Annotated in this window: 24 protein-coding genes; 4 read left to right on the plus strand and 20 right to left on the minus strand. The window is 61.5% G+C overall.

What is annotated here, in order from left to right; all coding sequences use genetic code 11:
- Nucleotides 1-90 precede the first annotated feature (90 nt).
- The 6 genes from OVA00_RS30590 to OVA00_RS30615 form a co-directional block, all read right to left on the minus strand.
- Entirely contained in the window at nucleotides 91-894 is an 804-nt protein-coding gene (locus OVA00_RS30590) for a PopZ family protein (RefSeq protein ID WP_268090240.1), read from the minus strand.
- 208 nt (nucleotides 895-1,102) lie between these two features.
- Nucleotides 1,103-2,470, minus strand: a complete 1,368-nt coding sequence (locus OVA00_RS30595; RefSeq protein ID WP_034796676.1) for a TolC family outer membrane protein — start codon at nucleotides 2,468-2,470, stop codon at nucleotides 1,103-1,105.
- Nucleotides 2,471-2,758: 288 nt separating this feature from the next.
- Nucleotides 2,759-3,424, minus strand: a complete 666-nt coding sequence (locus tag OVA00_RS30600) for a protein-L-isoaspartate O-methyltransferase family protein (protein WP_034796677.1) — start codon at nucleotides 3,422-3,424, stop codon at nucleotides 2,759-2,761.
- Nucleotides 3,425-3,628: 204 nt separating this feature from the next.
- On the minus strand, nucleotides 3,629-4,054 hold the full coding sequence (exbD, locus tag OVA00_RS30605) for a TonB system transport protein ExbD (protein ID WP_034796684.1): 426 nt from the start codon (nucleotides 4,052-4,054) through the stop codon (nucleotides 3,629-3,631).
- A gap of 3 nt (nucleotides 4,055-4,057) precedes the next feature.
- A complete protein-coding gene (gene exbB / locus OVA00_RS30610; protein WP_268090241.1) occupies nucleotides 4,058-5,140 on the minus strand; it encodes a tonB-system energizer ExbB in 1,083 nt (360 codons plus the stop codon).
- Nucleotides 5,141-5,323: 183 nt separating this feature from the next.
- Complete coding sequence (locus OVA00_RS30615) at nucleotides 5,324-7,798, minus strand: ComEC/Rec2 family competence protein (protein WP_268090242.1); 2,475 nt, start codon at nucleotides 7,796-7,798, stop codon at nucleotides 5,324-5,326.
- A 315-nt stretch (nucleotides 7,799-8,113) separates the two neighbouring features.
- Here OVA00_RS30615 and gltA point away from each other — a divergent pair, with 315 nt between their 5' ends.
- On the plus strand, nucleotides 8,114-9,403 hold the full coding sequence (gene gltA, locus OVA00_RS30620; protein ID WP_034796688.1) for a citrate synthase: 1,290 nt from the start codon (nucleotides 8,114-8,116) through the stop codon (nucleotides 9,401-9,403).
- A gap of 193 nt (nucleotides 9,404-9,596) precedes the next feature.
- On the opposite strand, the gene lpxB is transcribed toward gltA, so the two are convergent.
- The 14 genes from lpxB to OVA00_RS30690 all read right to left on the minus strand — a co-directional run bounded on the left by lpxB (nucleotide 9,597) and on the right by OVA00_RS30690 (nucleotide 23,898).
- Nucleotides 9,597-10,772 carry a lipid-A-disaccharide synthase gene (gene lpxB / locus OVA00_RS30625; protein WP_268090243.1) on the minus strand — a complete coding sequence of 392 codons (1,176 nt, stop codon included), beginning with the start codon at nucleotides 10,770-10,772 and terminating at the stop codon, nucleotides 9,597-9,599.
- Nucleotides 10,769-11,656: an LpxI family protein gene (locus OVA00_RS30630; RefSeq protein WP_089044623.1), complete on the minus strand. Its 888-nt coding sequence runs from the start codon at nucleotides 11,654-11,656 to the stop codon at nucleotides 10,769-10,771. The genes lpxB and OVA00_RS30630 overlap by 4 nt, the downstream gene beginning before the upstream one ends.
- Before the next feature lie 5 nt (nucleotides 11,657-11,661).
- Nucleotides 11,662-12,477, minus strand: coding sequence for an acyl-ACP--UDP-N-acetylglucosamine O-acyltransferase (lpxA, locus tag OVA00_RS30635; protein WP_060607473.1), 816 nt, complete (start codon nucleotides 12,475-12,477; stop codon nucleotides 11,662-11,664).
- Nucleotides 12,474-12,938, minus strand: a complete 465-nt coding sequence (fabZ, locus tag OVA00_RS30640) for a 3-hydroxyacyl-ACP dehydratase FabZ (RefSeq protein ID WP_034796695.1) — start codon at nucleotides 12,936-12,938, stop codon at nucleotides 12,474-12,476. Before fabZ ends, lpxA begins: the two co-directional genes overlap by 4 nt.
- On the minus strand, nucleotides 12,931-13,998 hold the full coding sequence (lpxD, locus tag OVA00_RS30645) for a UDP-3-O-(3-hydroxymyristoyl)glucosamine N-acyltransferase (protein WP_268090245.1): 1,068 nt from the start codon (nucleotides 13,996-13,998) through the stop codon (nucleotides 12,931-12,933). The genes fabZ and lpxD overlap by 8 nt, the downstream gene beginning before the upstream one ends.
- Nucleotides 13,999-14,044: 46 nt before the next feature.
- Entirely contained in the window at nucleotides 14,045-16,381 is a 2,337-nt protein-coding gene (gene bamA, locus OVA00_RS30650; protein WP_060607504.1) for an outer membrane protein assembly factor BamA, read from the minus strand.
- A 250-nt stretch (nucleotides 16,382-16,631) separates the two neighbouring features.
- Nucleotides 16,632-17,765, minus strand: a complete 1,134-nt coding sequence (rseP, locus tag OVA00_RS30655) for an RIP metalloprotease RseP (protein WP_034796698.1) — start codon at nucleotides 17,763-17,765, stop codon at nucleotides 16,632-16,634.
- 31 nt (nucleotides 17,766-17,796) lie between these two features.
- The gene (locus tag OVA00_RS30660) at nucleotides 17,797-18,630 is read right to left on the minus strand and encodes a phosphatidate cytidylyltransferase (protein ID WP_034796700.1); all 834 of its coding nucleotides are present in this window, start codon (nucleotides 18,628-18,630) and stop codon (nucleotides 17,797-17,799) included.
- Nucleotides 18,630-19,373 carry an isoprenyl transferase gene (locus OVA00_RS30665; protein WP_060516958.1) on the minus strand — a complete coding sequence of 248 codons (744 nt, stop codon included), beginning with the start codon at nucleotides 19,371-19,373 and terminating at the stop codon, nucleotides 18,630-18,632. Before OVA00_RS30665 ends, OVA00_RS30660 begins: the two co-directional genes overlap by 1 nt.
- A 42-nt stretch (nucleotides 19,374-19,415) precedes the next feature.
- Nucleotides 19,416-19,976, minus strand: a complete 561-nt coding sequence (gene frr / locus OVA00_RS30670; RefSeq protein ID WP_034796704.1) for a ribosome recycling factor — start codon at nucleotides 19,974-19,976, stop codon at nucleotides 19,416-19,418.
- Between the two features lie 53 nt (nucleotides 19,977-20,029).
- On the minus strand, nucleotides 20,030-20,752 hold the full coding sequence (gene pyrH, locus OVA00_RS30675; RefSeq protein WP_034796706.1) for a UMP kinase: 723 nt from the start codon (nucleotides 20,750-20,752) through the stop codon (nucleotides 20,030-20,032).
- 192 nt (nucleotides 20,753-20,944) lie between these two features.
- Nucleotides 20,945-21,868 (minus strand): translation elongation factor Ts, encoded by a 924-nt coding sequence (gene tsf / locus OVA00_RS30680; protein WP_034796708.1) that lies wholly within the window; start codon nucleotides 21,866-21,868, stop codon nucleotides 20,945-20,947.
- A 252-nt stretch (nucleotides 21,869-22,120) separates the two neighbouring features.
- Nucleotides 22,121-22,888, minus strand: a complete 768-nt coding sequence (gene rpsB, locus OVA00_RS30685) for a 30S ribosomal protein S2 (RefSeq protein ID WP_034796710.1) — start codon at nucleotides 22,886-22,888, stop codon at nucleotides 22,121-22,123.
- Nucleotides 22,889-23,070: 182 nt separating this feature from the next.
- On the minus strand, nucleotides 23,071-23,898 hold the full coding sequence (locus OVA00_RS30690) for a cell envelope integrity EipB family protein (protein ID WP_034796712.1): 828 nt from the start codon (nucleotides 23,896-23,898) through the stop codon (nucleotides 23,071-23,073).
- A 145-nt stretch (nucleotides 23,899-24,043) separates the two neighbouring features.
- On the opposite strand from OVA00_RS30690, the gene OVA00_RS30695 reads away from it, so the two are divergent.
- From OVA00_RS30695 to OVA00_RS30705, 3 genes are read left to right on the plus strand one after another with little or no spacing between them, the layout of a single operon-like run.
- A complete protein-coding gene (locus tag OVA00_RS30695) occupies nucleotides 24,044-24,511 on the plus strand; it encodes a RidA family protein (RefSeq protein WP_043622203.1) in 468 nt (155 codons plus the stop codon).
- 13 nt (nucleotides 24,512-24,524) lie between these two features.
- Nucleotides 24,525-25,250, plus strand: coding sequence for a glycerophosphodiester phosphodiesterase (locus tag OVA00_RS30700; RefSeq protein ID WP_060585298.1), 726 nt, complete (start codon nucleotides 24,525-24,527; stop codon nucleotides 25,248-25,250).
- Between the two features lie 4 nt (nucleotides 25,251-25,254).
- Nucleotides 25,255-26,442 carry a GNAT family N-acetyltransferase gene (locus tag OVA00_RS30705; protein ID WP_268090248.1) on the plus strand — a complete coding sequence of 396 codons (1,188 nt, stop codon included), beginning with the start codon at nucleotides 25,255-25,257 and terminating at the stop codon, nucleotides 26,440-26,442.
- Nucleotides 26,443-26,471: the final 29 nt, after the last annotated feature.

Genomic DNA, 26,471 nt, shown 5'->3' on the forward strand with positions numbered 1-26,471 from the left:
GTCTTGTAAACCGGAACGGCCGGTGCAAGTCAACACGAACGCAAAAAGCCGCGACGATCGCGCGGCTTCTTTCGTGTTCGGATTCGGCTTTTAGCGGCGGGGGCCGCGCGCGACGCGTTCGATTTCCTCGCGGACGAGCCGCTCGACAAGCGTCGGCAGATTGTCATCGAGCCATTCCTGCAGCATCGGCCGTAGCATCGCTTCGGCAATTTCATCAAAGGAACGCCGCGATTCCTGACCCACTGCGTGGGCAAGATCGCCGAACGACTGAGCGACCTTGCGGCCGACCTCCGGCGAGACGATCGCCGCAAGCGCCGTCTCCGGCGCGGGCGCTTCCGGCGGAACGACGGCGGCCACCGGCGGAACCGCGCTTAGAACTTCCGGGAGTTCGACTGGCGGCGGCGCTACGACTTCCGGCTCTGCCGGCGCCTCAACTGCAGCAACGGGCTCGATCACCGGCGCTTTCGGCGCGGAAACTGCTGCCATGCGCGAGGTGACGACCGGACTGTCCTGAATAGCGACGACCTGCGGCGCAGGCGGCACCTCACGTCCGGCAAAGCTCGTCGTATGACGCTCGGACGCGGCGCGAACCCGTGCTGCGACATCGGCAAGTGAAAGCGGCGGCTGCGCTGCCGGCGACGGCTCCGACAGCCCGGCCTGGCTGTCCACGACCGGTTCGACAAACGCGGCCTTGGGCGCCTCATCGCGTCGGCCAAAGGCGATCGTCTCGATCTCGCTGTCGATAGTCAGCTCGATCTCGTCGTTGCCCTCGTCCTCGAACTGCTCCTGCGGCGCAAATCCGGCTTGCCCGGGTTCGTTGCTCTCAATGATCTTGCGAATGGATGCCAGGATTTCATCCATCGACGGTTCACGCGCGACATTGAGCTGTGCCATTTCCATCCTCGTTTGACGCGGCAGACATGTGTCCCAAAACTGGACATGCGCCGATTTCCGACAAACCTTAAGTGAGTTCGCGAACGAAACATACGCCACGAATCAACGCTAAGGATTCTTGCACAGATTTGTTTTCAGGGGAAAAAATAGAAACGCCCCGGGGAAGACCCGAGGCGTTGGCAGGTACTCAATGATGCGAACGGACGCCTTAGCGACCGTCAACGGTTCGCAGACCGAACCACTTGTCCTTGACCACTTCGTAGTGCTCTTCGGCACGGTATTCGGCAACCTGCAGGCCCTGATCCTTCACGGTCAGCCGCGCGGCGGCAGCAAGCAGCGAATAGCTCGCAACGACCGCGTCGCGCTGGGCAACGGCCAGAAGTTCCTGTGCCTGAAGCACGTCCTGCTGCGAATCAAGCACGTCGAGTGTCGTACGCTGGCCGACCTTGCGCTCTTCGATCACGCCATCGAGAGCCAGCTTGGCGGCGGAGATCTGCGCCTTGTTGGCGGAGATGCGCGCAATCGCGGCTTCCAGCTGAGCATAGGCGGAGACAATAGTCTGCTGGACCGCCGCACGCGCCGAATCGACGAGGATGCGCTGCTGGCCGAGACGTTCCTTGGCCTGGCGGATCTGGCCGTACTCGGCGCCACCCTGATAGATCGGAACTTCGAGGCGAGCCGTAATGCTCGATGCATTGCTATCGAACTGGCTGGCATTGCCGGTGGTGCGGCCAACCTGGCCCTGCAGCGTCACACCGGGGAGCATCGTGCCTTCCGCCGACTTGACCTGATAACCGGCCGAATCAACGGAGTACTGCGCCGACAGAATGATCGGGCTTTCGCGCAGACCGGTCGCGACGGCCTGATCGAGCGTGCGCGGCAGGGCCTTCGAAGCCGGCGAAGCCTGCTTGATGCCACGCGGCACATCGCCGACGATCTGTACATAGGTCGCTTCGCTCTGCTTCAACTGAGCGACGGCGACGATAAGCTGCGACTGGGCGTTGGCGAGCGAGGCTTCGGCGAGGCTCACGTCCGTTCGGGTGCCTTCGCCCACATCGAGACGGGCTTTCGCCGCGTTCACCTGCTCCTGAAGGAAGGCGATGTTCTGCTTGCGGATCGATACGAGCTGCTGGTCGCGCGCGATGTTGGAATAGATGGTCGCGGCCGAAAGGAGAATCGATATCTCGTTGGCGCGCAGCGATTCGCGGGTCGCAAAGACGTTCGATTCAGCGGCGCGCACATTGTTCAGCGTCTGAAAGCCGTCAAACACCATCTGGTTTACGGTGATGCCGACCTGTCCCTGGTGGAGGTCTTCGCTCAGGGTCTTTTCTCTGTCGATGGTCGAAAGCGTTCCGGACGCGAATGCCGCCACCTGGGGGCGAAAGCCGGACTTGGCAATCGGCACGCTCTCATCGGTCGCCCTGAGGCCGGCCCGCGCGGCGTTCAGGTCAGGGTTGTTTGCGTAGGCTTTGGCCATTGCGCCGAAGATCGTTTCGGCCAGTACTGCGTGCGGTGCAAGCAGCAAGCTTGTCGAAACGGCGGCCAGGAGGGCCGCTTTGCGGACAATCGACACCATTACTTCTCTCTCCGATCGGGGCGGCAGAGCCTGCCCTCTATTTCCGCGGCGCCGCTCTCTTTGCAAAAAGCGACCCCAACTAGACACGGCGATGAAGCGCTCACACCGCCCACTGGTGAGCAAATCACTACCACTGCACTCTTTGAAACCCGGAATCAGCATTCCGACAACTGCGCAGCCATACTCTGCGCAGCCATTTCAAAAAGAAACAAGTACCGCGTTGCGAATTGGCAACATTGTTATTTTAGCAACGCAATTAATTGTTGATATCCCTCAATAAGCGGGACCTCAAAAAACAAATTCCTGTGCACGACGGAAGCCGGGAAGCGGCTTGACCGCGGTGTTGAAATCGGGGCGCTCGGACGTCTTTCCGTGCTCGTGCACATAGAGTTTAGCGCGAGAAGCATTGCCAAATCCTTCAACGACGACCAGCCGCCCGCCATCGCGCAACTGCTCGAACAAAGCGGTCGGCAGGACTTCGACCGAGCCGTGAACGAAGATCACGTCATAGGGTGCCTCGGCGGCATATCCCTTCTCGAGTTCGCCGGTCACGACGGCGATGTTGTCGTAGCCGAGGCGAGACAGCGTTTCCGTCGCGGTGGCGGCGAGGCCTTCATCGCTTTCGAGCGCAACGACCGAACCTGCAACTTGTGACAGCAGTGCGGACGCGTAGCCGGTGCCGCAGCCGATCTCCAGGACGACATCGGACTTGGCGATTTCGGCCAGCTGGAGAAGCTTGGCGAGCGGCGACGGCTCCATCAGGAAACGCGGTGCGTTGCCATTGGTAACCTCAAGCGAGATATCCGTGTCGATGTAGGCAAGCTCTTTCATCTTGGCAGGCACGAACTCCTCGCGCGGCACGCTCAGGAACGCGGACAGGACCGAGTGGGACGTGACATCCGTCGTGCGGATCTGGTTGTCCACCATCTTGGTGCGCGCTGCTTCGAAATTCATGGTAGTGCCCTCGTGTCCGGATAGGCGCGGCGCCCGCTTTCGGGCAAGCGCGCACGATCGTCTTCTGGCTCCCGTCGGAAAGCCTTTGAGGTAAGCTCATAAATCGGCGCCCGGCCGGTTTCAAGCGATAGCGGCAATCTGCGCCGGAAAAACGGGAGGGAATTGCACTGCGAATGGCGGAGGCAACACGATTGCCGGCCGGGATCAGCGTCCCGGCGCGCCTTCCAGCCCAACGAGGGCAATCTTGGTGTAGCCGGCGTTCTGAATGAGGTTCATCACCGTCATCAGCTCACCGTAGTCGACGGCTTTGTCCGCGCGCAGCAGAACGCGCGTCTCTGTATTGCCTTCGGTCAGGCGCTTCAACTCGTCGGCAAAGCTCTCGCGCGCCGTCTCATCGTTGCCGATCGCCAGAGCCAGATCCGCCTTCAAAGTCACGAAGACCGGCTTGTCGTCCCGCGGAGCCGGCTTTGCGGCCGATTGCGGCAGGTCCACCTTCATGTCCACGGTGGCAAGCGGCGCCGCCACCATGAAAATGATCAACAGCACCAGCATGACGTCGATGAAGGGGGTGACGTTGATCTCGGCGTTTTCATCGAGATCGCCGCCACCGTCGCTGATTTTTCCGGCCATAGGTCACCCGATCCTTGCGATGGTCGTCTCGGTGTGACCGAAGTCCTGGCGGCGCGGCTGCGCCTTTCGGGCCAGGCGATGGTCGAGGTCGCGGCTGACGAGCCGTTCCACGGCCGCCGCGGCATCGGCGAGAATGACCTTGTAGCCACCGACCGAGCGGGCAAAATAGTTGTAGATGACGACGGCCGGGATCGCCGCCACCAGGCCGATAGCGGTCGCCAAAAGCGCCTCCGCGATGCCCGGCGCCACGATCGCCAGATTGGTCGTCTGTGCCTTGCTGATGCCGATGAAGGAATTCATGATCCCCCAGACCGTGCCGAAAAGGCCGACGAACGGGCCGACGGAGCCGATCGAGGCCAGGATGCCGGTGCCACTTGTCATGCGCTTACCGGCGCGAACCTCGATGCGGGTCAGAAGCGAGGAAACACGCTCCTTCAGGCCGCCTGTCGGCGCATGGTCGATCACCGCCTCCGAGCGGGCCATTTCGTCGATCGCCGCGGCGACCATTTCGGGCGCCGGTCCCGACTTGCCGTCAAAGGCTCCCTTGACGTCTGCCAGGCCGTTGGCAGCCGACAGCAGGCGAACTGCGCGCGTCAGGCGCGCCTTGGCGCCAAAGAGTTCCAGCAGCTTGACCACAAAGATCGCCCAGGTGGCGACGGACGCCAGCGCGAGGCCAATCATCACGCTCTTCACCACCACGTCGGCGGCCATGAACATGCCAATCGGCGAAAGATCATGCGGCAACACCGGGCTTGCTGCACCCTCGCCGGTTCCAGGCGTGCTTTCCGCCGTCACCGGGGCGCCTTCAACGGTTACCGGAGCCCCCTCGCCCGACGTAGCGGCAGGAGCTTGCAGTGTCGGCTGCGCCTGCGTCGCCGGTTCCGCTGGCGGAACGGTTACGGCCGTGCCCTGACTTTCTACCGTCGGCGCGGATGCGGACGGCGCCGTTGCTCCGCTTTGCGTACCATTAACCGCGGGTGCCTGCGTCGTCGCTTGGGCCAAGGCGGCCGTTGGCGAAACTGCGGAGGACAGGACCAGCAGCGCGGCTGCCAACAAATTGATCGTCGATCGGGCTCGTCTCGGCATCTCGTTCCTCACGTACTGGTCCATTTCGTCGTGTCAGGGCGAAGGGTTTTCCGTCATCCGCCGCTACCCTTGCGCGCTTCCGGGGCTCTTTAAGCAAAGGAAAACCGAATGACAAGGATTTGTGGAGTTTATCAATCAAGAATAATTTCGCAACCACCCATTGCCGGAGCTGGACAGGCGTTTTCAGGGCGTCGGCTGATCTTCGATGAAGGTGTCGCTGCGCCAATCATAGGTGCGATGGCGCTCCCATGGACGGGCAAGCGTCGTGAAAGCCGGCCGGATTTGCATGACGGGTGAGCCCTGCCCTTCCTGCTGCTCCGCCCGAATTTCGATTGCGCCCATGCGGCGCAGCGTCCGTGCGTCGACGATGCGGGCTCGGCGCGGCGCGCACGCTTCCACATCGACCCGCGCGGCGACCACGATCAGGTCTGCCTGATCGCACAGGGCGGGAAAGAGGCGCGGATTTTCGAGGGTGACGATCGTCCAGCCGATGGCGCTGCGCGCCGCACACCATTGCTTGTCGCGGCAGACAAATCGGCTTGGCCGGCTTGCCTCGATGGCCGATGAAAAATCCGCACGGATCGCCGTAGCCTTTTCTCCATCGATCGGCGGCTCTCGTCGGACCGCTTGTTCGATAGCCGGGTAAAGATCATCGGCTGCAGGCGGGAGCGCGATCGGTCGCTCGTGCTCCCCCACGGCGAGCGCCCGTTGCCATTGCGAAAATATGAAGTCCGGCGGGCGCGGCCGGTTCGTTGCGATGGCATCATCCGTGACCAGGCCGAGAAGGCGTCCGTCCTCGGCGATCACGATGTCGGGCCGGCTCCCATCTTCCAATGCCAGGCTGAAGAAGCCTGCACAGATCAGCACGATGCCAGAGATCGCCAGCCAACTGCGCAGCACGCAGAGAAAAACACCGCCGATCGCGATCAGCACGAAGCCGATGGGTCCGATGCGGCCGGTCACGACCTCGCCATCGAGCGACGTCACGAACCGGGCGACGTCGAGCATCCGATCGAGACCCCACGCCATCGCCATCAAAGGCAGATGCTCAAGCCCGAACGGCATCAGCAGCATGGCGAACAGACCGAAGGGCATGATCACGATGCTGATCAGCGGCATGGTGAGAATGTTTGCGAGCAGTCCATAGGCCGGCAGCCTGTGGAAGTAGGCGATCGAATAGACCGACGTTGCCAGGCCGCCGATGAGCGAGGTGATGAGGATGCCTGCGGCGACGCCGGTGATGAGGCGCCCCTTGCTGCGGCCGCCAGCCGCTTCGGCCTTGCCGGTGCGCCGTTCGCGCCAGCGCCCGTAGCCGGCAACCAGCGCCAGGGTGGCGGCGAAGGACATCTGGAAGCCTGGCCCGGCCACAGCCGAAGGCATGAGAACCACGATGACGATTGCGGCGAGCGCGACGTTGCGCAGGCTGATCGACATGCGGTCGAAAAACACCGCGACCAGCATGATCGAGATCATGATCCAGGCGCGAAGTGCCGATACGGCGCCGCCGGAAATGAGGATGTAGAGGCAGACCATCAGCAGCGCACCGGCAGCGGCAACCTTCTTGATCGGCACACGGTGCGCCAGCCCCGGAACCATGCTGAGAGCAGTGCGTGCGCCGATCAGAAACGTGCCGGCTGCCAGCGCCATGTTGAGGCCGGAGATCGCCAGCACATGCGCTAGCCCCGCCTGTCGCAGCACCTCGACCGTCTCCCGGCTGATGGCCCTTTCCTCTGCGGTCACCAGAGCCGCCGCAAGCGCGCCGGTATCGCCGCCGATCGAGGCGCGGATCCTCTCGCCAACCGTTTCCCGCATTGCGGCCATGGTTTTCGTCGCTGCCGAACGCAGCGAGAAAGCCGTCCCAGGCTCTTCGGTCGCCACCTTCTCGGATAGTTTGGGCGCGCCGTAGAAAAACCCGACGGCGCCGATTCCCTTGAAATAGCTGTCGAAGGCGAAATCGTTCAGGCCGGGCAGCGCCGGACCCGAGGGCGGAGACAGCCGCGCCCTGCCCTCGATCAGGGCGCCGAGCGGAAACGGCTCTCCGGAGCCCCGCGTCACCAGCGTCGCCTTCAGCGGCTGGCGGCGCAGCTTTGGCCGGCTCGTTTCCTCGATCTCCAGCCCGTAGCGCCACCGGCCGCGATCATCTTGCTCGCGCGAAAAGACCACGCCCCGTAGGTTCGTGGTCACCGGAGCGTCGAGAACAACCGTGTCGGTGCGCCACGTCTCAATCGCGACCAACAGCATGCCGGAGACGAACAGCGTTACTGCAATCAACGGAGCCCTCAAAGGCGCCAGCCGCCACCGACAGGCCACCGCTGCTATTCCGAAAATGCACAGCAGCACTGCAAGATTGGCAATCCGGATATCGAAGGGCAGCGCCAGCCAGGCGAGCACGCCGAAGATCAAGAACACCGGGATCAACACGAAACCGTGACCGAATGCCCGTTCCTCTTCGATCGCGGCGAGGAATGCCGGTTTAAGCGCGGCAGGCCGGAAACGAGCTGCGCGGCCCGCAATTGCTTGCCACGATGGCCAGAGAAACAGGGGGAACCGGCCTCTCGCAGGCAAGGTCGCGGCGACAACGGCGGCATCGGATCCGGGAAGCCTGAAGCTTCCGCTTTCGACGTCGAGCGACACTTGCCGCATTTCCGTTTCGCTCATTGCGCCCGCACTTTGGACCCTGACTTCGCGGTCGATCATGCAACCAACGCAGCGCAACTGCAACCGAGGCGCTATCTGCCGAAAAAAGCGGCAAACCTATATAGAATGGTACCGCACCATCATCGGACGAGCTTATTGATCTCTTTGGACTTATTGCCGTAACATGCCATTATTGCGTCGCCATATGCACATTTTCGCATCGCACAATTTGCCTTTCGTACAGCTTGGCAGTCGAAAATAAATCATATAGCAAATTCGCAACGTTCATTGTCGTGGCACGTCTGTGTGCCACGTTGCCATAAGACGGAGGGTCCGATGACTGATAAAACCGCGGTTGTAACACTCGATGGAAAGTCGGCGGATCTTCCGGTGCGATCTGGGTCCATCGGCCCTGACGTCGTGGACATCGGCTCGCTCTACAAGCAGACGAAGATGTTCACCTACGACCCGGGCTTCACGTCGACGGCGTCGTGCGAATCCAAGATCACCTATATCGACGGCGACGAAGGCGTGCTGCTCCACCGCGGCTATCCGATCGAACAGCTTGCCGAGCACGGCGACTTCCTGGAAGTCTGCTACCTGCTGCTCTACGGCGAACTGCCGACGAAGGCGCAGAAGGCTGACTTCGACTATCGCGTCACGCACCACACCATGGTGCATGAGCAGATGTCGCGCTTCTTCACCGGTTTCCGCCGCGACGCACACCCGATGGCCGTCATGTGCGGCTGCGTCGGCGCGCTTTCTGCCTTCTACCACGACTCGACCGACATCACCGACCCGCACCAGCGCATGGTTGCGTCGCTGCGCATGATCGCCAAGATGCCGACGATTGCGGCCATGGCCTACAAGTACCACATCGGCCAGCCCTTCGTTTACCCGAAGAACGACCTCGACTACGCCTCGAACTTCCTGCGCATGTGCTTCGCCGTTCCCTGCGAAGAATATGTCGTCAACCCGGTTCTGTCGCGCGCCATGGACCGTATCTTCATCCTGCACGCCGACCACGAACAGAACGCTTCGACCTCGACGGTTCGCCTCGCCGGCTCGTCGGGTGCCAACCCGTTCGCCTGCATCGCGGCCGGCATCGCCTGCCTTTGGGGCCCGGCGCACGGCGGCGCCAACGAAGCGGCACTCAACATGCTTGCCGAAATCGGCACGGCCGACCGTATTCCGGAATTCATCGCCCGCGCCAAGGATAAGAACGATCCGTTCCGCCTGATGGGCTTCGGTCACCGCGTCTACAAGAACTACGATCCGCGCGCCAAGATCATGCAGAAGACCACGCATGAAGTGCTCGCCGAACTCGGCCACAAGGACGATCCGCTCCTCGAAGTGGCGATGGAACTCGAACGCATCGCGCTCACCGACGAGTATTTCATCGAGAAGAAGCTCTACCCGAACATCGACTTCTACTCGGGCATCACGCTGAAGGCTCTCGGCTTCCCCACCACCATGTTCACCGTTCTCTTCGCGCTTGCCCGTACCGTCGGCTGGATCGCGCAGTGGAACGAGATGATCGAGGATCCGGAACAGCGCATCGGCCGTCCGCGCCAGCTCTATGTCGGCGCTCCGCAGCGCGACTACGTGCCGGTTTCCAAGCGCTAAGACTGACAATCAGCAGAGACAACAAAGCCCGGTCAGCGATGACCGGGCTTTTGTTTTTGCAGGCTAGGATCGACGTTTCGCACCGGTTGTGGCCATTTATGTAATAGCAGCAACACAACCACCCGAGCGCACGCTGTGCGCCAGGCTCGTCTTCAGTGAAGCGTTGAGGCAATCGCGCGCTCGAGCGTAAGTCTTACGGCTTGCTCTTATTGAGATAGCCAAGAACGATTTCGGCCGCCATCTCGCCCGGCGGATGATCGGTCGTCATGCGCTGCTGCACCAGCGCGTAACCGTCGAGCATCGAGGCCCGCTGCGCCGTTGCGCCCGAAAGCCGCTCCATCCAGCGCGTCAAGGCCCCGGGGCGGATCGATTCGCCGAAATATTCCGGGACGATCGGGAAATCCGCGATCAGGTTCGGCAGTGCGCCACTCCAGATGCGGATGCGCTTGTGCAGGAACTTCACCAGGAAATCCGGCGCATAGGTTGAAACCACGGGCACGCCAGCCAAAGCGAGTTCCAGAATGACCGTACCCGAAGCAGCAATCGCCGCGTTGGCTCGATCGAAGGCCGCCCATTTATCGGCCGCACCGACGGAAATTTCCGGTTGGATCGTCCAGGATGCGGTAATCTCCCGCACCAACTTCTCCTGGCGCGGGACGGTCGGGAGTAGGAAGCGAATTCCCGGATGGCGGGCCGCGAGTTCGTCGACCGTCGCGCGGAAGATCGGAAGCAGGCGACCGACCTCGCTGGAGCGCGAGCCCGGCAACAGAAGGCATGTCGAAACACGCCCGTCTTTGGCGCCTGCAAGGCGCGGCTGGCGGCTTGCGCGAACGGCGAGCACATTGGCGTCGCTTGCAAGGCGATGGCCGACATAGGTGGTCGGGGGGCCTTGCAGCCGCTCCATCGCTTCCGGCTCGAACGGCAAGACGGCGAGCACGTGATCGACGTAACCGCGCATGCGCGGTGCTCGCTCCGGCTTCCAGGCCCAGACGCTCGGGCAGACGTAGTTGATGACGGGCAGATCCGGCAATGCGGCGCGCACTTTTCGCGCCACGCGGTGGGTGAAATCCGGGCTATCAATGATCAGAAGCGCGTCGGGTCGGGCTGCGATGATCGCCTTTGCCGTTTGGCGAATACGCATGATCAGCTTCGGCAGACGGGCGAGCACCTGGGTGAAGCCCATGATCGAAAGTTCGGAATAGTCGAACAACGAGCGAAGGCCCTCGGCCTCAAGCGCCTCGCCGCCGACCCCGACGAGTTCGACGTCGGAATGGCTTTGCGCCCGAAGCGCGCGGACGAGATCGGCACCCAGAAGGTCGCCGGAAACTTCACCCGCGATCACTGCGAGCTTGTAACGTGGCGCGTTCATCGTCTGATACCTCCGGAAGTGCGCTCCACTCCGGCGACAAAAAGCCCCGCTTGATCGGCGACCGTCACCACTTCGCTACGTTCCAGCACCAGCGCCCGTCCGGCTTCGACGGCAACACCGGCAAGACCGGCCCGCTCGGCAAGCGCGATGGTGGACGGGCCGATCGACGGCAGATCCGCGCGCAGATCCTGTCCCGGCTTGCAAAGTTTGACGAGAACGCCGCGCCGGCGCGAAGAGACGCGCCCCTCCGCCTTCAAGACGGCGACACGCTCCAGCATGGCGTCCGTGCCCTCGGCGCCCTCGAGCGCTACGACACGCCCGCCGACCGCAACCGCCCCCTGCCCCACGTCGAGCGCGCCGAGCGCGTTGGCCGCAGCGATGCCCGCTTCTATGTCGCGTTGGTCGTCACCGTCAGGGTTCACAGCACCGATGGGGCCCGATTCGGCCAGGAGATTGGGTACCACCTCGTGCACGCCGATGACGTGCGCGCCGCTTGCCTCGATCAGCTGCATCGCCATGCGCAGAACCGCATCGTCCCCGCCCGAGACCAAGGTCTTCAGCACTGACGGTATCTTTGCGAGGGTCCGCAACGTCGGGCGGATATCGCGCCACTCCGGCCGACGCCGAACCCACCCGGACAAGACGACGCGGTCAATGCCCTCTTCTTTGAATGTGCGGCTGATATTGGCGAAATCGCCGATCGCCAGAACCGAATGGTCAAAATCGACCCAATCGGTTTCTTCCGCTTCACGCGTGAGCGCGATGATGTAGGGATCTTCGCCGCGTGCACGAACCGCTTCGGCAACGTGATGAGGCAGCGCGCCGCCACCAGCGATGATTGCGAGCCGGCCGCTGGTCGCCGCGCGGCTCGCAGCAGAAGACATCACGGTCAGGCCTTGCCGCGTTGCGGCGAAGATAGCGCGCGGTCGCTCTCGGCGCCGATGAAATCGAGGATTTCCATGACCGGCGCGCAATCCATATAGTCTTCGCGAATCGCTGCGGCATTGGCGCGGATCGATTCCGGCCCTTCGAAGATCTGCTTGTAGGCGCGGCGAACCACATGGATCGTTGCACGATCGATGCCAGCCCGGCTCATGCCGACGACATTCAGACCGCTCAGCAGACCGGGATTGCCGTTGAGCATGCCATAGGGAATGACGTCGTAGCTGACAGCCGACAGACCGCCGACAAAGGCCTGACGGCCGACGCGGGTGAACTGGTGGACCGCACAGCCGCCGCCGAGAATGACGCGATCTTCGACCGTGACGTGGCCCGCCAGCATCACATTGTTGGACAGGATGATGTTGCTGCCGAGGCGGCAATCATGCGCCACGTGCGAGTTGGCGAGAAAGAGATTGTTATCGCCGACGACCGTCTTACCGCCATGCTCGACGGTTCCGGTGTTCATCGTCACGCCTTCACGGATCGTGCAATTGGTGCCGATCAGAAGCTCGGTATCGACGGCGCTGTGGTGAACGCTCTGAGAATCACCGCCGACCACGGCGTTCGGGAAAATCTTCGTTCCCTTGCCGACGGACGTCCGGCCGATCACCACGACATGGCTGAGAAGCTCGATATCGTCGCCCAGAACGACTTTCGGCCCGATGTAGCAAAACGGGCCGATCTTGACGTTCTCGCCGATCACAGCACCGCTCTCGACGATCGAGGACGGGTGGATCTTCGCAGATGCTGCAATCATGTTCAGGCGTCTTCCTTGCTGACTATCATCGCGCCGATATCAGCTTCTGCGACAAGTTGCCCGTCAACTTTTGCGTCACAGTGAAATTTCCAGATATTGCCGCGCTGCTTCTGCTTCACGACATGGAATTCGACACGATCGCCGGGCACGACCGGCTTGCGGAAACGGGCATTGTCGATGGTCATGAAATAGACCAGGTTCGTACCGGTTCCCACCTTGCGGGCGCAGATCGCGCCGGCGGTCTGCGCCATGCCCTCGACCAGCAGGACGCCCGGCATGATCGGCTGCTCCGGGAAGTGGCCGGTGAAATGCGGCTCGTTCGCCGAAACGTTCTTGATGCCGATCGCCGAATTGTCGCCGTCGATCTCGATGATGCGATCGACGAGCAGAAATGGGTAGCGATGGGGAAGCAGTTTCAGGATTTCCTGAATATCCGCCGTGCCGAGAACCGTTGCTGCTTCACTCATTCGCGCCGCCCTTCTTCTTTTTCTGTCTTTCCTCTGCCCGCATGGCCATTTCCGCAACGTCGCGCAGGAAATCACGCATCGGGCGCGCTGGAATACCGCCGTACCGTTCGCCGGCGGGAACATCAGCCGCCACGCCGCTCATGGCGGCGATCTGGACGCCATCACCAACGGTGATATGGCCATTGACGCCGCTGCCGCCGCCGATCATGACACCGTCGCCGATCTTCGTGCTGCCGGCGATGCCGACCCCGCTGACGATGCCGCAATAGCGACCGATGCGCACGTTGTGACCGATCTGAACGAGATTGTCGATCTTCGTGCCCTCGCCGATCACCGTATCATCCATCGTGCCACGGTCGATCGTCGTATTCGCGCCGATCTCGACATGATCCTGAATGATCACCCGTCCGACCTGAACGATCTTGATCATCCCGCCTTTCGGACCCGGCGCATAGCCGAAGCCGTCCTGACCGATGCGAGCGCCGGGGTGAATGATCACGCTGTTGCCGACGAGAGCGCAAAGCACGCTTGCACCTGCGGCAATCGTGCAATCGCGGCCGATGCGCACGCCTGGGCCGATGACCGCGCCGGCCGCGATCCGCGTGCCGCGGCCGATCTCGGCGCCGGCACCAACCAAAGCCGTCGGTTCGACCTCGACATCGTCTTCAAGCCGCGCGGTCGGATCCACGAACGCGCCAGGCGCGATGCCGCGCAGGCTCGTATTGCGAGCCGGACGCATCGCAATCTCGTGCAACAACGTGCCAGCAAGCGCAAAGGCCGTGTGCGGCCGAGCTGTCAAAAGGACGGGAATATGTGCAGGGACGAGAGAGGAAATCGTCTTATCGCAAATGATCGCCGATGCCTCACACGTTTCGAGTTCGGCGCGGCTCTTGCGAGACAACATATAGCAGACGTCACCGGGCTTTGCCCGATAGACCGGCGCTACGGAGCGGACGGCGCGGTCAACGACCGCGACATCAACCAACTCCGCCCCAATTCGATCCGCCAGGTCGCCCAAGCGGATCCCATCGTGGGGCGGAAAAAACCAGTTCTGTTCCATGTACACTCCAGAACGATCTTTTCTGGCAGTTCTGGACTGCTTCTTATCAGAACGACGACGAAATACCGAACTTCAGGTTCTGAACCCGGTCGAAATCTTCCTTGGCAACAGGCCATGCGTAGTCGACTCGCAGCGGACCGAACGGCGAAGCCCAGATCAGACCAATACCGACCGAGGCGCGCAGCGAGGCGTCGTTGCCCTGGACCGATTCACCAGGACCGGTGAGCGCGACCTTGTTGCTGTAGAGCGTTCCTGCGTCAGCGAAGACCGCACCGCGGAAGCCGCTGTCACGCGGGATACCCGGAAGCGGGAACGTCGCCTCGGCCGAAGCCGTGAAATAGGTCGTACCACCGAGCGAGTCACCCGATTGCTTTTCGCGCGGGCCGATACCGTTCCGCTCGAAGCCGCGGATGTCGCTGGTGCCGAGCTGGAACTGGTCGAAGACCTGCAGATCGCTACCGGTCTCGAAGATATGGCCGGCGCTACCGCCGAGCGAAGCGATAATGTCGGCTTCGTCGTTGACCGTGTAGTACCACTTGGCCTTACCGGTCATCTTGTAGAAGTCGGAGTCACCGCCGAGGCCGGCGAATTCATGCGTGAAGGTCGCAAGAATGCCGTCATGCGGCAGCTGCGCATCGTCGAGCGTGTTGTAGGTGATCGACTGCGACACCGACGAACGGACCCAGTTGCCGCCGTCGATCGCACGAATGTAGGGCGACGAAAGCTTCGACCGGTCACCGCTATAATCGAACTGCGTGAAGTTGTAACGCAGCGTCGTCGACAGGTTCTCGGTGATCGGCGCGGTCACGCGCAGGCTGAAGCCCTGATCTTCGTAGCTGTAGTTGTCGTCATCGAAGTCGTTTTCGTTCTTGAAGACGTCGAAGCCTGCGGCCAGACGGTAGCCGAGGAAATACGGCTCCGTGAACGAAACGTTGTACGTGCGGCTCTCGTCACCACGACCAGCGGCAACGCGGATGTACTGACCACGGCCGAGGAAGTTCTTTTCTTCGATCGAAGCTTCGACGAGGAAGCCACCACCGCTACCGGCGGAGTAACCTGCACCGATACCGAACGAACCGGTCGACTGATCCTGTACGTCGACGATCACGACAACACGGTCAGCGGCGCTGCCCGGAGCGGTCGAAACGTTGACAGTCGAGAAGTAACCGAGAGCCTCGAGACGACGCTTGGCGCGCGCTACCATTTCCTGGTTGAAGGCGTCGCCTTCACCCATGTCGAACTCGCGACGGATAACGTAGTCGCGGGTACGGGTGTTGCCGCGGATTTCGATACGCTCGACGTAGGCGCGCTCGCCCTGGTCGACGAGGTAGTCGACGGCGATCGTGTGGTTGCCGAGATCGCGGTTGCCGCGAGGCGTGACGCGAGCGAACGGGTAGCCAGCCGAAGCGACGCGCTTCGAGATCTCGGTCATCGTCGCCTGAACGTCCTTGGCCTTGTAGACCGAACCCTGACGGCTGACGATGAGCCCCTTCAGTTCTTCGGCGTTGATGCCCTCAACGGTCGATTCGACATTGACGGAACCAAAGTCGTAGCGCGGACCTTCTTCGACGGTGATCGTCACCGTGTATTCGTTGGTCGCTTCATTCAGGGTCGCATCCGAAGTAACGACCTGGAAGTCGGCGTAGCCGCGGTTGTAGTAGAACTGACGCAACAGCTCTTCGTCCGCGCGCAGCTTGTCGGGATTGTAGACGTCCTTCCGCGTAATGAAGGAGAAAATGCCCGATTCCTTCGTCGCGATGACCGACTGCAGACGACCGTCGCTGTAGGCTTCATTGCCGACGAAGTTGATCTGAGAAATCTTGGTGCGCTCGCCTTCGTTGATAACGAATGCGAGGTTGACGCGACCTTCGGCGACAGGAACGACCTGCGTCGTCACCGTGACATCGCCACGACCGATCGCCGCATAGGCGTCCTTGATCGACTGGATGTCCGTCTCGACCGTCGCCTCGCTGTAAGGACCGAGCGGCTGCGTGCGCACGACGCCCTGCAGCTTGTCGTCCTTGATCTTGCGGTTGCCGTTGAAGACGACCTGGTTGACGAGCTGATTCTCGCTGACGCTGACGACCAGCGTGCCGCCGGAAACGTTGATGCTGACGTCGGAGAAGTAGCCGGTCGCATACAGACGCTTCACGGAAGCGTCGATGTCGGTGTTGTTGAAGCTCTTGCCCGGAACGATCGTGATGTTGGCGCGAACCGTTTCAGCGCTGACGCGCGTGGCGCCGCGCACTTCGACACGATTGATGACCGCAGCTTCTGCAACGGACGTGCCTGCGAGCAACCCAACACCAGCGCCGGAAACAACAATGCTTGTTGACAGCGCAGCCGCCGACACCGCGTTCAAAAACCTTGAACCAGCTTTCATGTTCAAATCTTACCTTTTCCAAACGTCGCGCGGCAGTTTCGTGCCGACTCCGGTCACGGTTGCCGTTTTAACCGCTTTTCCCATACAAGCAAGCCAGCTCGTTAATTTCTGTTTACTTCAATTCGAACCGTGGCTTAACGGCCACTACAGCTTCGATTTATCGTAAACAAAACCTTTCGTCGCAAGCCGTTGAAAACCAATCGTTCACAGTATCCGTCGAAATCCCCCTCGCCGTTTCCCCGGCCGAACGCTAGCCGAAGAACATCGATATGTCGTTCCAGGTGGCAAAGACCATGAGCATCAGCACCATGGCAAAACCGATCCGGTAGGCGACATCTTGCGCGGCCGGGCCCACCGGCCTTCCGCGCAAGGCCTCAACCGCATAGAACATCAAGTGGCCGCCATCAAGCACCGGAACGGGCATGAGGTTAAGCAATCCTATGGAAACAGACAGGATCGCGGCAATATTCAGCAAAAACGGAATTCCAAGCGTCGCCATCTGCCCCGAGACCTTGGCGACGCGGATCGGTCCACCGATCTGATCCGCCTTCATCCGACCGGTCACGACATTGGAGAGATAGTCGAAAGTACCGGTGACAACGTGCCAGCTTTGCAGGACGCCCTGCCCGACGGCCTCGATCGGACCATAGTTGACCGTGCGGAAATTGCCGGCTTCCTGGTCGGTCAGGATACCGATGACGCCGATTTCCATCTTGTTGCCAAACTGATCCGTGAGCTCGGTACGCTGCGGCACCATGGACAGATCGAGCATCGCGCCATTGCGTTCGATTCGGATCGAAATCGGCATTTCCGGGCGAACACTGACGTAGCGGCGAACGTCGTCGAAGGTGACGACCGGCGTGCCGTCGATCGAAATCAGACGGTCTCCCGGCACGACACCGGCTTGCGCAGCGGCACTGTTCTCATTCACCCGCGCAACCACCGGATCGGCGACCTGACGCCCGTAGACGGAAAACAGCACGGCAAAGATGGCGATGGCGAGAATGAAGTTTGCGATCGGTCCGGCGGCGACGGTTGCCGCACGCTTCCACAATTTGGCGCCGAGGAAGGTCTGGCTGCGCTCTTCCGGCGCCAGCGCCTCCAGGCGCTTGTAGTCCGGCACGCTCGCCGCATCCTCGTCGCCGTAGAACTTGACGTAACCGCCAAGGGGAATCGCCGCCAGTTTCCACCGCGTTCCGTGCCGGTCGGTCCAGCCGACGAGCTCGGGGCCAAAGCCGATCGAAAAAGCCAGAATGCGGATGCCCGACCAGCGGCCGACGAGGTAGTGGCCCATCTCGTGCACAAAGACCAGCAGCGTCAGCACCAGAAGAAATGGGACGACGTAGCCGGTCAGAATCTGAAGGGCATCAAGCAGATATGTCATGAACGTTCCTCAAGCACCCGCGGGCCTAAGCTCAAAGGCTATACAGGACGGATCCGAAAGCGATCTGGCGCCCATCGCTGACGAAATACTGAATCATGACCAGAATCAACGCCGCGACACACGCGAAAATCAACCCGTCGACCCGATCCATAACGCCGCCATGCCCCGGAATGAGACGGCTGGAATCCTTCACCCCAAAACGGCGCTTGATGAAGGATTCGAACAAGTCTCCCACTTGGCTGGCGACGGAAAGCACCAGCGCAATGATCGGAATGCGGAGATCTTGCAGTGAAAAATAAGCCATAAAGACGGCAACACCGGCAACGATGCCGCAAATTGTGCCACCGATGGCACCCGACCATGTCTTGCCGGGCGATATGCGTGGCGCGAGCTTCGGTCCACCGATCGCGCGGCCGGTAAAATAGGCGAAGATGTCGGTCGCCCAGACGACGGCAAAGACGAACAGCGTCGCCATCAAGCCAAGATCGTCGGCGCCGCGAAGGGCCGCAAGCGAAATGCCGGTCAGCCCGGCATAGGCGATGCCACCCGGCAGCCACCAACTGGTCTTCTGCAGAAATACCCAAAGGACAGTGAGAACTACAAAAGCGGCTAGGACCGGAAGGCTGTAGCCGATATAGCCGGTCACGATCAGGCCGGCGATGATCACGACGCCCAGCCAACCAACGGCATTGCCTTGGAAATCCCGCTCCTGGAGGTCCGTGATCGTCGACCACTCATAATAGACGAGCAGCGCAATCAGCGCCGACAGCAACTGAAACGCCAAACCGCCGAACCAGGTCGCCGCTAGTGTCACCGCTGCGAGGACCACGCCCGAAGCGATACGAAGCTTAAGTTCAGTCTGCATCAGGAACCGACCGCCAACGTGGGCTCGGCGACGCCGCCGAAGCGGCGCTCGCGGCAGGCGTATTTTTCAAGCGCCGCCTGGAACGTTTCGCGCGTAAAGTCCGGCCACAACTCCGGAACGAAGATCAGTTCCGAATAGGCGCCCTGCCAAAGAAGGAAATTCGAGAGACGCTCTTCGCCGCTGGTGCGGATGATCAGGTCCGGATCGGGAATGTCCGACGTGTCCAGCATCGCCGCGATACGCTCGGGGTTGATGTCTTCCGGCCGCAAGCGTCCTTCGGCGACTTCCGTCGCCAGCCGCCGCATGGCTCGTGTCATTTCGTCCCGGGCGCCGTAATTGAAGGCAATGACGAGCGTAATCCCGGTATTTGCCCGCGTCGTTTCCTCCGCCTCCACCAGCAACGGTAGAATGTCGCCTCTGAGGTTGGAGCGGTCACCGATGACTCGGATGCGGACATTCTCGCGGTGCAGATCGGCAAGATCCCGGCGGATGAAGGTCTTGAGCAGCCCCATCAGATCGCTGACTTCCGCCGCCGGCCTGCTCCAGTTTTCCGAGGAAAAGGCAAAAAGCGTGAGGTAGCGAATCCCCAAGTCGCCCGCCGTCTTGACGGCGGCGCGAACGGTCTCGACACCCTTGCGGTGCCCCATCGTGCGCGGCAGCCCACGCGCGTTCGCCCAACGCCCGTTGCCATCCATGATGATGGCAACATGTTCCGGAACGGTCGTGGAATTGAGGTTTTGCATAAGGCGTCCGCGAAAGGAGACTCAGATCACGAGCAGAGCAGATCAGACCTGCATGATTTCCTTTTCCTTCTCGACGAGCAAGCGGTCGATATCGGAAATCGTTTCGTCGGTCATCTTTTGCACGCGCTCGGACTGAGAACGGCTGATATCCTGACCGATGTCGCCATCCTTTTCGGCTTTTTTCAGGTCGTCCATGCCGTCACGGCGCACGTGGCGCACGGCGACCTTCGCCTTTTCGGCGTAGTCATGTGCCACTTTGACGAGCGACTTGCGGCGCTCTTCGTTGAGTTCCGGCAGCGGAATGCGCAGGTTCTGGCCGTCGATGATCGGATTGAGGCCGAGGTTCGATTCGCGAATGCCGCGATCCACAGCGCCGACCATCTGCTTGTCCCAGACCGAGACGGACAGCATGCGCGGCTCGGGAACCGTGATGTTCGCCACCTGGTTGAGCGGCACGCGTGAGCCATAGGCTTCGACGGTCACCGGATCGAGAACGTTCGCCGACGCGCGGCCGGTACGGAGCGACGCGATATCGCTCTTGAATGCGGAAATGGCGCCATCCATGCGACGCTTCAGTTCCTTCAGGTCAACACCTTCACTCATGGTCGAAACTCCCGTTCTATCATTCGCCGGCCCGAGGGCCGTTCTGCAGCTTCTTAATTGTCTGTGACGATGGTCGCGCGACCGCCGCCGGTCAATATTTCCGCAAAGCCACCCTTCTCATGAATGGAGAAGACAACGATCGGAATGGCATTTTCGCGTGCAAGCGCGACGGCGGCAACATCCATGACGGCAAGCCCCTTCTCGAGGACTTCGCTGTGCGTCAGGCGGTCGAAGCGGGTCGCGTCCGGATCCTTCTTCGGGTCGGCGGAATAGATGCCATCGACCTGGGTGCCCTTGAAGATCGCCTGCGCGCCCATTTCGGCGGCGCGAAGGGCGGCGGCAGAGTCGGTCGTGAAGAAGGGATTGCCCGTGCCGCCGGCGAAGATCACGACGCGGCCGAGGGAAAGATGGTAGAGCGTTGCGCGCTGCGAGAAGCTCTCGCAGATTTCCGGCATCGCGATTGCCGAAAGCACGACCGTATCGATGTCGAGCTTGCGCAGCGACGTTGCGAGCGCCAGCGCGTTGATGACGGTTGCCAGCATGCCCATGTGGTCGCCGGTTACCCGGTCGCCGCCCTTGGAAGCGACGGCCACGCCGCGGAAGATGTTGCCGCCGCCGACAACCACGCCCACTTCGACGCCCATGGCGCGCGCTTCGGCGATATCTGCGGCGATCCGGTCAGCGACCGCCACATCGATGCCGAAGCCCTGGCTGCCCATGAGAGCTTCACCGGAGGCTTTGAGTAGAACGCGTTTGTAGAGTGGCTCGGCCGGCATCATCGCTCCTGAACAGATCGGCGCGCGTGCGCACGATGGCGGCGCACAGCGCATAAGGACACATTGCGCACCATGGTTTCAACCGCAACGGCGTATTTTCCGGCGGGTCCAGCGCATTGACGAAGCCGGATACACGAAGGGCACCGCGTTGTCACGCGATGCCCCAAGGTTTTCCCAATATGGGTGAAGAAATCAGCCCTTGGCGACGGCTGCAACTTCTGCAGCGAAGTCGGACTCTTCCTTCTCGACACCTTCGCCGAGCAGCAGGCGAGCCATGCCGGTGACTTCGATCGGTGCGCCAGCGAGCTTTTCAGCGTCCTTGACGGCCTGACCGACGGTGATTTCCGGGTTCATGACGAAGGCCTGCGACAGCAGAGCGACTTCTTCGAAGAACTTGCGCATGCGGCCTTCGACCATCTTTTCGATGATGTTGTCCGGCTTGCCCGAAGCGCGCGACTGTTCGATGAAGACGTTGCGTTCGCGCTCGGCAACAGCGGCGTCGACTTCGTCCGCACGGATCGCGAGCGGGTTGGTCGCAGCGATGTGCATGGCGATCTGACGGCCAACCGAGAAGAGAACTTCCTTGTCGCCGATCGACTTCAGGGCGACGAGAACACCGAGCTTGCCGATGCCGTCGCCGGCAGCGTTGTGGATGTAGGTGGCAACAACACCGTCTTCGACCTTGAGTAGGGCTGCGCGGCGAAGCGTCATGTTCTCGCCGATGGTGGCGATCGCGTCCTTGATGGTCTCGTCGACCGACTTGCCGGTTGCCGGGTAGTTTGCAGCCGCGATGGCTTCAACCGAGCCGTCGGTGGTCAGCGCTACATTGGCAACGCCGCGGACGAGTTCCTGGAAGGCTTCGTTGCGGGCAACGAAATCGGTCTCGGAGTTGATTTCGACGACGACAGCCTTGACGCCACCGCTGACAATACCGATGAGGCCTTCAGCAGCCGTGCGGCCCGACTTCTTGTCGGCCTTGGCGATGCCCTTGGCGCGCAGCCAGTCGATCGCAGCTTCCATGTCGCCGTTGGTTTCGGCGAGCGCCTTCTTGCAGTCCATCATGCCTGCGCCGGTCTTTTCGCGCAGTTCCTTCACCATTGCTGCAGTTACACTCATCTTATTGCCTCTTTGTCTGTTTGGTTGGCGCGCTGCCCTTGAGGGCGCGGTACCAGGAGGTGTGGCAGGGAATGGCTTTTCAATGTGACACCGTGATGACTGAACCATCACGGGGTTGCTCGGCTCCAAAGATCCGAACGGATCAGCGCCATCCCCGGCTGAAAAGAACAAGGCCGTTCAGATTTTCATCACAAACGGCCTTGTCCCGACATTTCATTGGGGGCGGCAGGCTTACCTGCCGCCAAGGCCCGATCAGGCGTCGGAGGCCTCGTCGAGCGCCGGCTCGACCGGAGCTTCGGCAGATGCGCCGAGGTCACGGCCCGATGCGCCCTGCTGACGTGCGATGCCGTCGATGGCAGCGCGTGCAATGAGGTCGCAGTAGAGAGCGATGGCGCGCGAAGCGTCGTCGTTGCCCGGGATCGGATAGTCGATCTGGTCCGGATCGCAGTTCGAGTCGATGACTGCGACAACCGGGATGCCGAGGCGCTTGGCTTCGTCGATCGCGATCGATTCCTTGTTGGTGTCGATGATGAACATCAGGTCCGGCGTGCCGCCCATGTCGCGGATACCGCCGAGAGCGCGGTTCAGCTTTTCGCGTTCGCGCTCGAGGTTCAGGCGTTCCTTCTTGGTGAAGCCCGAAGCTTCCGAAGAGAGGATTTCGTCGAGCTTGCGCAGGCGCTGGATCGAGTTCGAAATCGTCTTCCAGTTGGTCATCATGCCGCCGAGCCAGCGAGCGTTGACGTAGTACTGGGCCGAACGCTTGGCAGCGTCAGCGATGATTTCGGACGCCTGGCGCTTGGTGCCGACGAACAGAACGCGGCCGCCGTTGGCAACGGTGTCGCTGACGATCTGCAGGGCGCGCGACAGCATCGGCACGGTCTGTGCGAGGTCGATGATGTGAACGTTGTTGCGATCGCCGAAAATGTACGGCTTCATCTTCGGGTTCCAGCGGTGCGTCTGGTGGCCGAAGTGAACGCCAGCTTCCAGAAGCTGACGCATGCTAAAATCAGGCAATGCCATGCCTTTTCTCCTTTTCCGGTTGAACCTCCGCGAAGCGTCGAGCATGTCTTTCGACCGGCCCACCGGCGGAACGATCCGGATTTCTCCCGGAACATCCCAAGCTTCACGTGTGGAATGGGCAGCCCCTTAACGGCAACCGCCCGAGAAATCAAGCCGCAAACGCCGCTTTTTACCGCAATCGGCTATTTGCAGTCCTCGGATTTGAACACTTCGAGGTCCGCAAGCTTGCCGCTCAGAACGAAATCGCCGTAGTCCATCGTCAGGTCGCGGGTAATCCCGTTCTCGTAAAGCTTGAACGACATACGGTAGATCGGCAGCGCGTCGCCGCTCTTGTCATCGTTGAAATAGGAGATCGTCACCGGCCAGTAATTGTCGCCGCTGAGCTTGCCCGCCTTGCCTGCATCCGGCTCGTCCGCCGTGGGTTTGCGCGATTTGCCGACGAAGGTCGAGGTGATCAAGGTCTTGTCACCCGAATCGGAGCCGTCGAAGATGCGCGCCTCAAAGAGGCTCTCGCCTTTCTTCGCTCGCGAGATCACCTCCATCATGTGCGCCGTCGGAAACCGGCTCGCCGCAAGCTCGATTTCGCGCTTGTCCGGCGCGGTCAGCTCGACCTTAACGCCCGCTTTTTCCTCATGCGCCGTACCGCGTACTTCCTTGTCCAGCTTCTCATCGGTGAAGGAGCGGGTCAGGAAGCGGAAATTGCCATTCTTTAGATCTTCGTAGGTGGTCGTCTGCTGATCGGTCAGGCGCACTTCCTCGCCGGTATCGACCTGGGTGACGAAACGGAAGCTGACGGTATAGCCCGCACAGGCCGAGCCATTGAACTCGTAGACCATGCGACCATACATTCCGGCAATGCCCGAACGATCCGATGCATCCTTGAGTTCGAGATCATAGACGGCGCGGTGCGGCACAAGGGCGTTTGCGTGTGCCGCCGTGGCGCCTGATACTGTCATGACGGCGAAACAGGCGCTGCCCAAAGTGACGAGACCGAAGCCTTTATGAAACATCCGTTTCCTCCTGTTGGACTCGCCGGCAATGCTATAAACAAGCGTTCGGCAGAAGCGAGGCGGCGTTCGCAGGAAAAAGCCGGTGCCCGCCGCGATCCGGCCTGAATGCAGGATTTTAACACAAAAGACAACAATGGAGCTTTCCATGTCGGCAGAGATCGAAGCGCGCCTCAAGGACCTCGGCGTCACACTTCCCCAGGCTGCGACCCCGGTTGCAAACTACGTGCCCTACGTCATCAGCGGCTCGATGCTCTACATCTCCGGACAGCTTCCGATGGAAGACGGCAAGGTCGCTGTGACCGGCATCGTCGGCAAGGATGTGGACGTGGCCCGCGCACAGCGCGCCGCCGAACTCTGCTCAATCAACATCCTCGCCCAGGCCAAGGCAGCACTCGGCGGCGATCTCGGTCGCATCCGACGCCTGGTGAAGATCAACGGCTTCGTCGCCTCGACACCGGAATTCGTCGAGCAGCATCTGGTCATCAACGGCGCATCCAATCTGCTTGCGACCGTGCTCGGTGAAGCCGGCAAGCATGCGCGTGCCGCCGTCGGCATGGCTTCCCTTCCCTTCAATGCCGCCGTCGAGATCGACGCCGTCATCGAAATCGCCTGACAGAGTGCCCGGCATGGCTGATATTTCCTGGCTGAAGGCCCAACCGATTGCCCATCGTGGCTATCACGACATGAACAAGCAGGTGTGGGAGAATACGCTTTCGGCCTTCTCCCGCGCCGTCGACGCCGGTTTCGCGATCGAATGCGATCTGCAGTATACCGCCGACAGCATTCCGGTCGTCTTCCACGATGACGACACCGAGCGCCTGTGCGGGATCAAGGGCGACGTTCGCGCGCGCACCGCCGGCGAACTCGGCCTGATGGCGATCGGCGGCACGAAGGACAAGGTGCCGACGTTGACGCAGATGCTGCGCCTGGTTGCCGGCAAGGTGCCGCTCGTCATCGAGCTCAAGGGCCGCAAGGGCGACGACGAGGGCTTTGCCGCCGCCGTGCTCGAAACGCTCGAAGGCTACAAGGGCCACGTTGCGCTGATGAGCTTCGATCACTGGCTGCTCAAGGACCTGAAGGCGCTCGACGCGCCCTACCCGCTGGGCCTCACCGCGGAAGGTGCCAATCCGGAGACCTTCTTCGTGCATGAGGAAGCGATGCAGCTCGGGCTCGATTTCATCTCCTACCACTACGGCCACCTGCCGAACTCGTTCATCACCAAGGAACGGACGCTCGGCAAGACGATCATCACCTGGACCGTGCGCGACCGGCAGGCCGAAGCCTACACGTTTGCCCATGCGGATCAGATGACCTTCGAGGGTTTCGACCCGCGGGAGGCCCTGGTTTCCTAAAGTAATGTCAGACGCCGTCACCCTCCGCATCGCGCAATCCTTCACCGATATACCGGCGGCACGCTGGAATGTGCTGTCCGGTGCATCGAAGGCGTTTCCTGGCGGTGTCTACAATCCCTTCCTCTCGCATGCCTATCTCTCGGCGCTCGAGGAGTCCGGGTCGGCGACGGCCAAGACCGGCTGGCTCGGCCAGCATCTGTTGCTTGAAGGCGGCGACGGGCAATTGCGCGGCGGCCTCGTCTGCTACCTGAAGAGCCACAGCCAGGGCGAATACGTTTTCGACCACGGCTGGGCAGACGCCTTCGAGCGCGCCGGCGGTCGCTACTATCCGAAACTGCAAAGTTCCATCCCCTTCACGCCTGCGACCGGACCACGGCTGCTTTCGGCACCGGACGAAAATACGAACGCCGTTCAGGATGCGCTTGCCGCGGGCCTGAAAGAGCTTGCCCGCAGACACGATGTCTCTTCGGCACATGTGACTTTCGCGCCCGAAGCCGAGATCCCTGCGCTTGAGCGCGCCGGGTTCCTGCACCGCACAGACCAGCAGTTCCACTTCACCAATGAAGGCTATGGCTCCCACGCCGATTTTCTGGAGACCCTTGCCTCACGCAAACGCAAGGCGCTGAAGAAGGAGCGCAGGGCTGCGCTCGAATACGGCATTTCGATCGACTGGCTGACCGGCAGCGACCTGACGGAATCGATCTGGGACGAGTTCTTCGCCTTCTACATGGACACCGGCGGACGCAAATGGGGCCGCCCCTATCTGACGCGCGCGTTCTATTCGCTCATTGGCGAGCGCATGGCCGACGATATCCTGCTGGTGATGGCACGCCGCAACGGCCGCTACATCGCCGGCGCGATCAACTTCATCGGCGGCGATGCGCTCTACGGTCGCCACTGGGGCTGCATCGAGGATCACCCGTTCCTGCATTTCGAAGTCTGCTATCACCAGGCGATCGATTTCGCGATCGCCAAGGGGCTGAAACGGGTCGAGGCTGGCGCCCAGGGCGAACACAAGCTTGCGCGCGGCTACATGCCCGTCACCACCCATTCCGCCCATTTCATCACACATCCGGGACTTGCCCGCGCCGTCGGCGACTATCTTCAGCGCGAGCGCAGGGATGTGGAGGAAACGGGCGAGTTTCTTGCCGAGCACGGACCTTTCCGCAAAGGTGAACGGCAGGACCACTGACCGCCTTTTCGTGAAGGCCGGCTTCATTA

Source organism: Ensifer sp. SL37 (assembly GCF_026672675.1).
Classification (GTDB): Bacteria; Pseudomonadota; Alphaproteobacteria; order Rhizobiales; family Rhizobiaceae; genus Ensifer; species Ensifer adhaerens.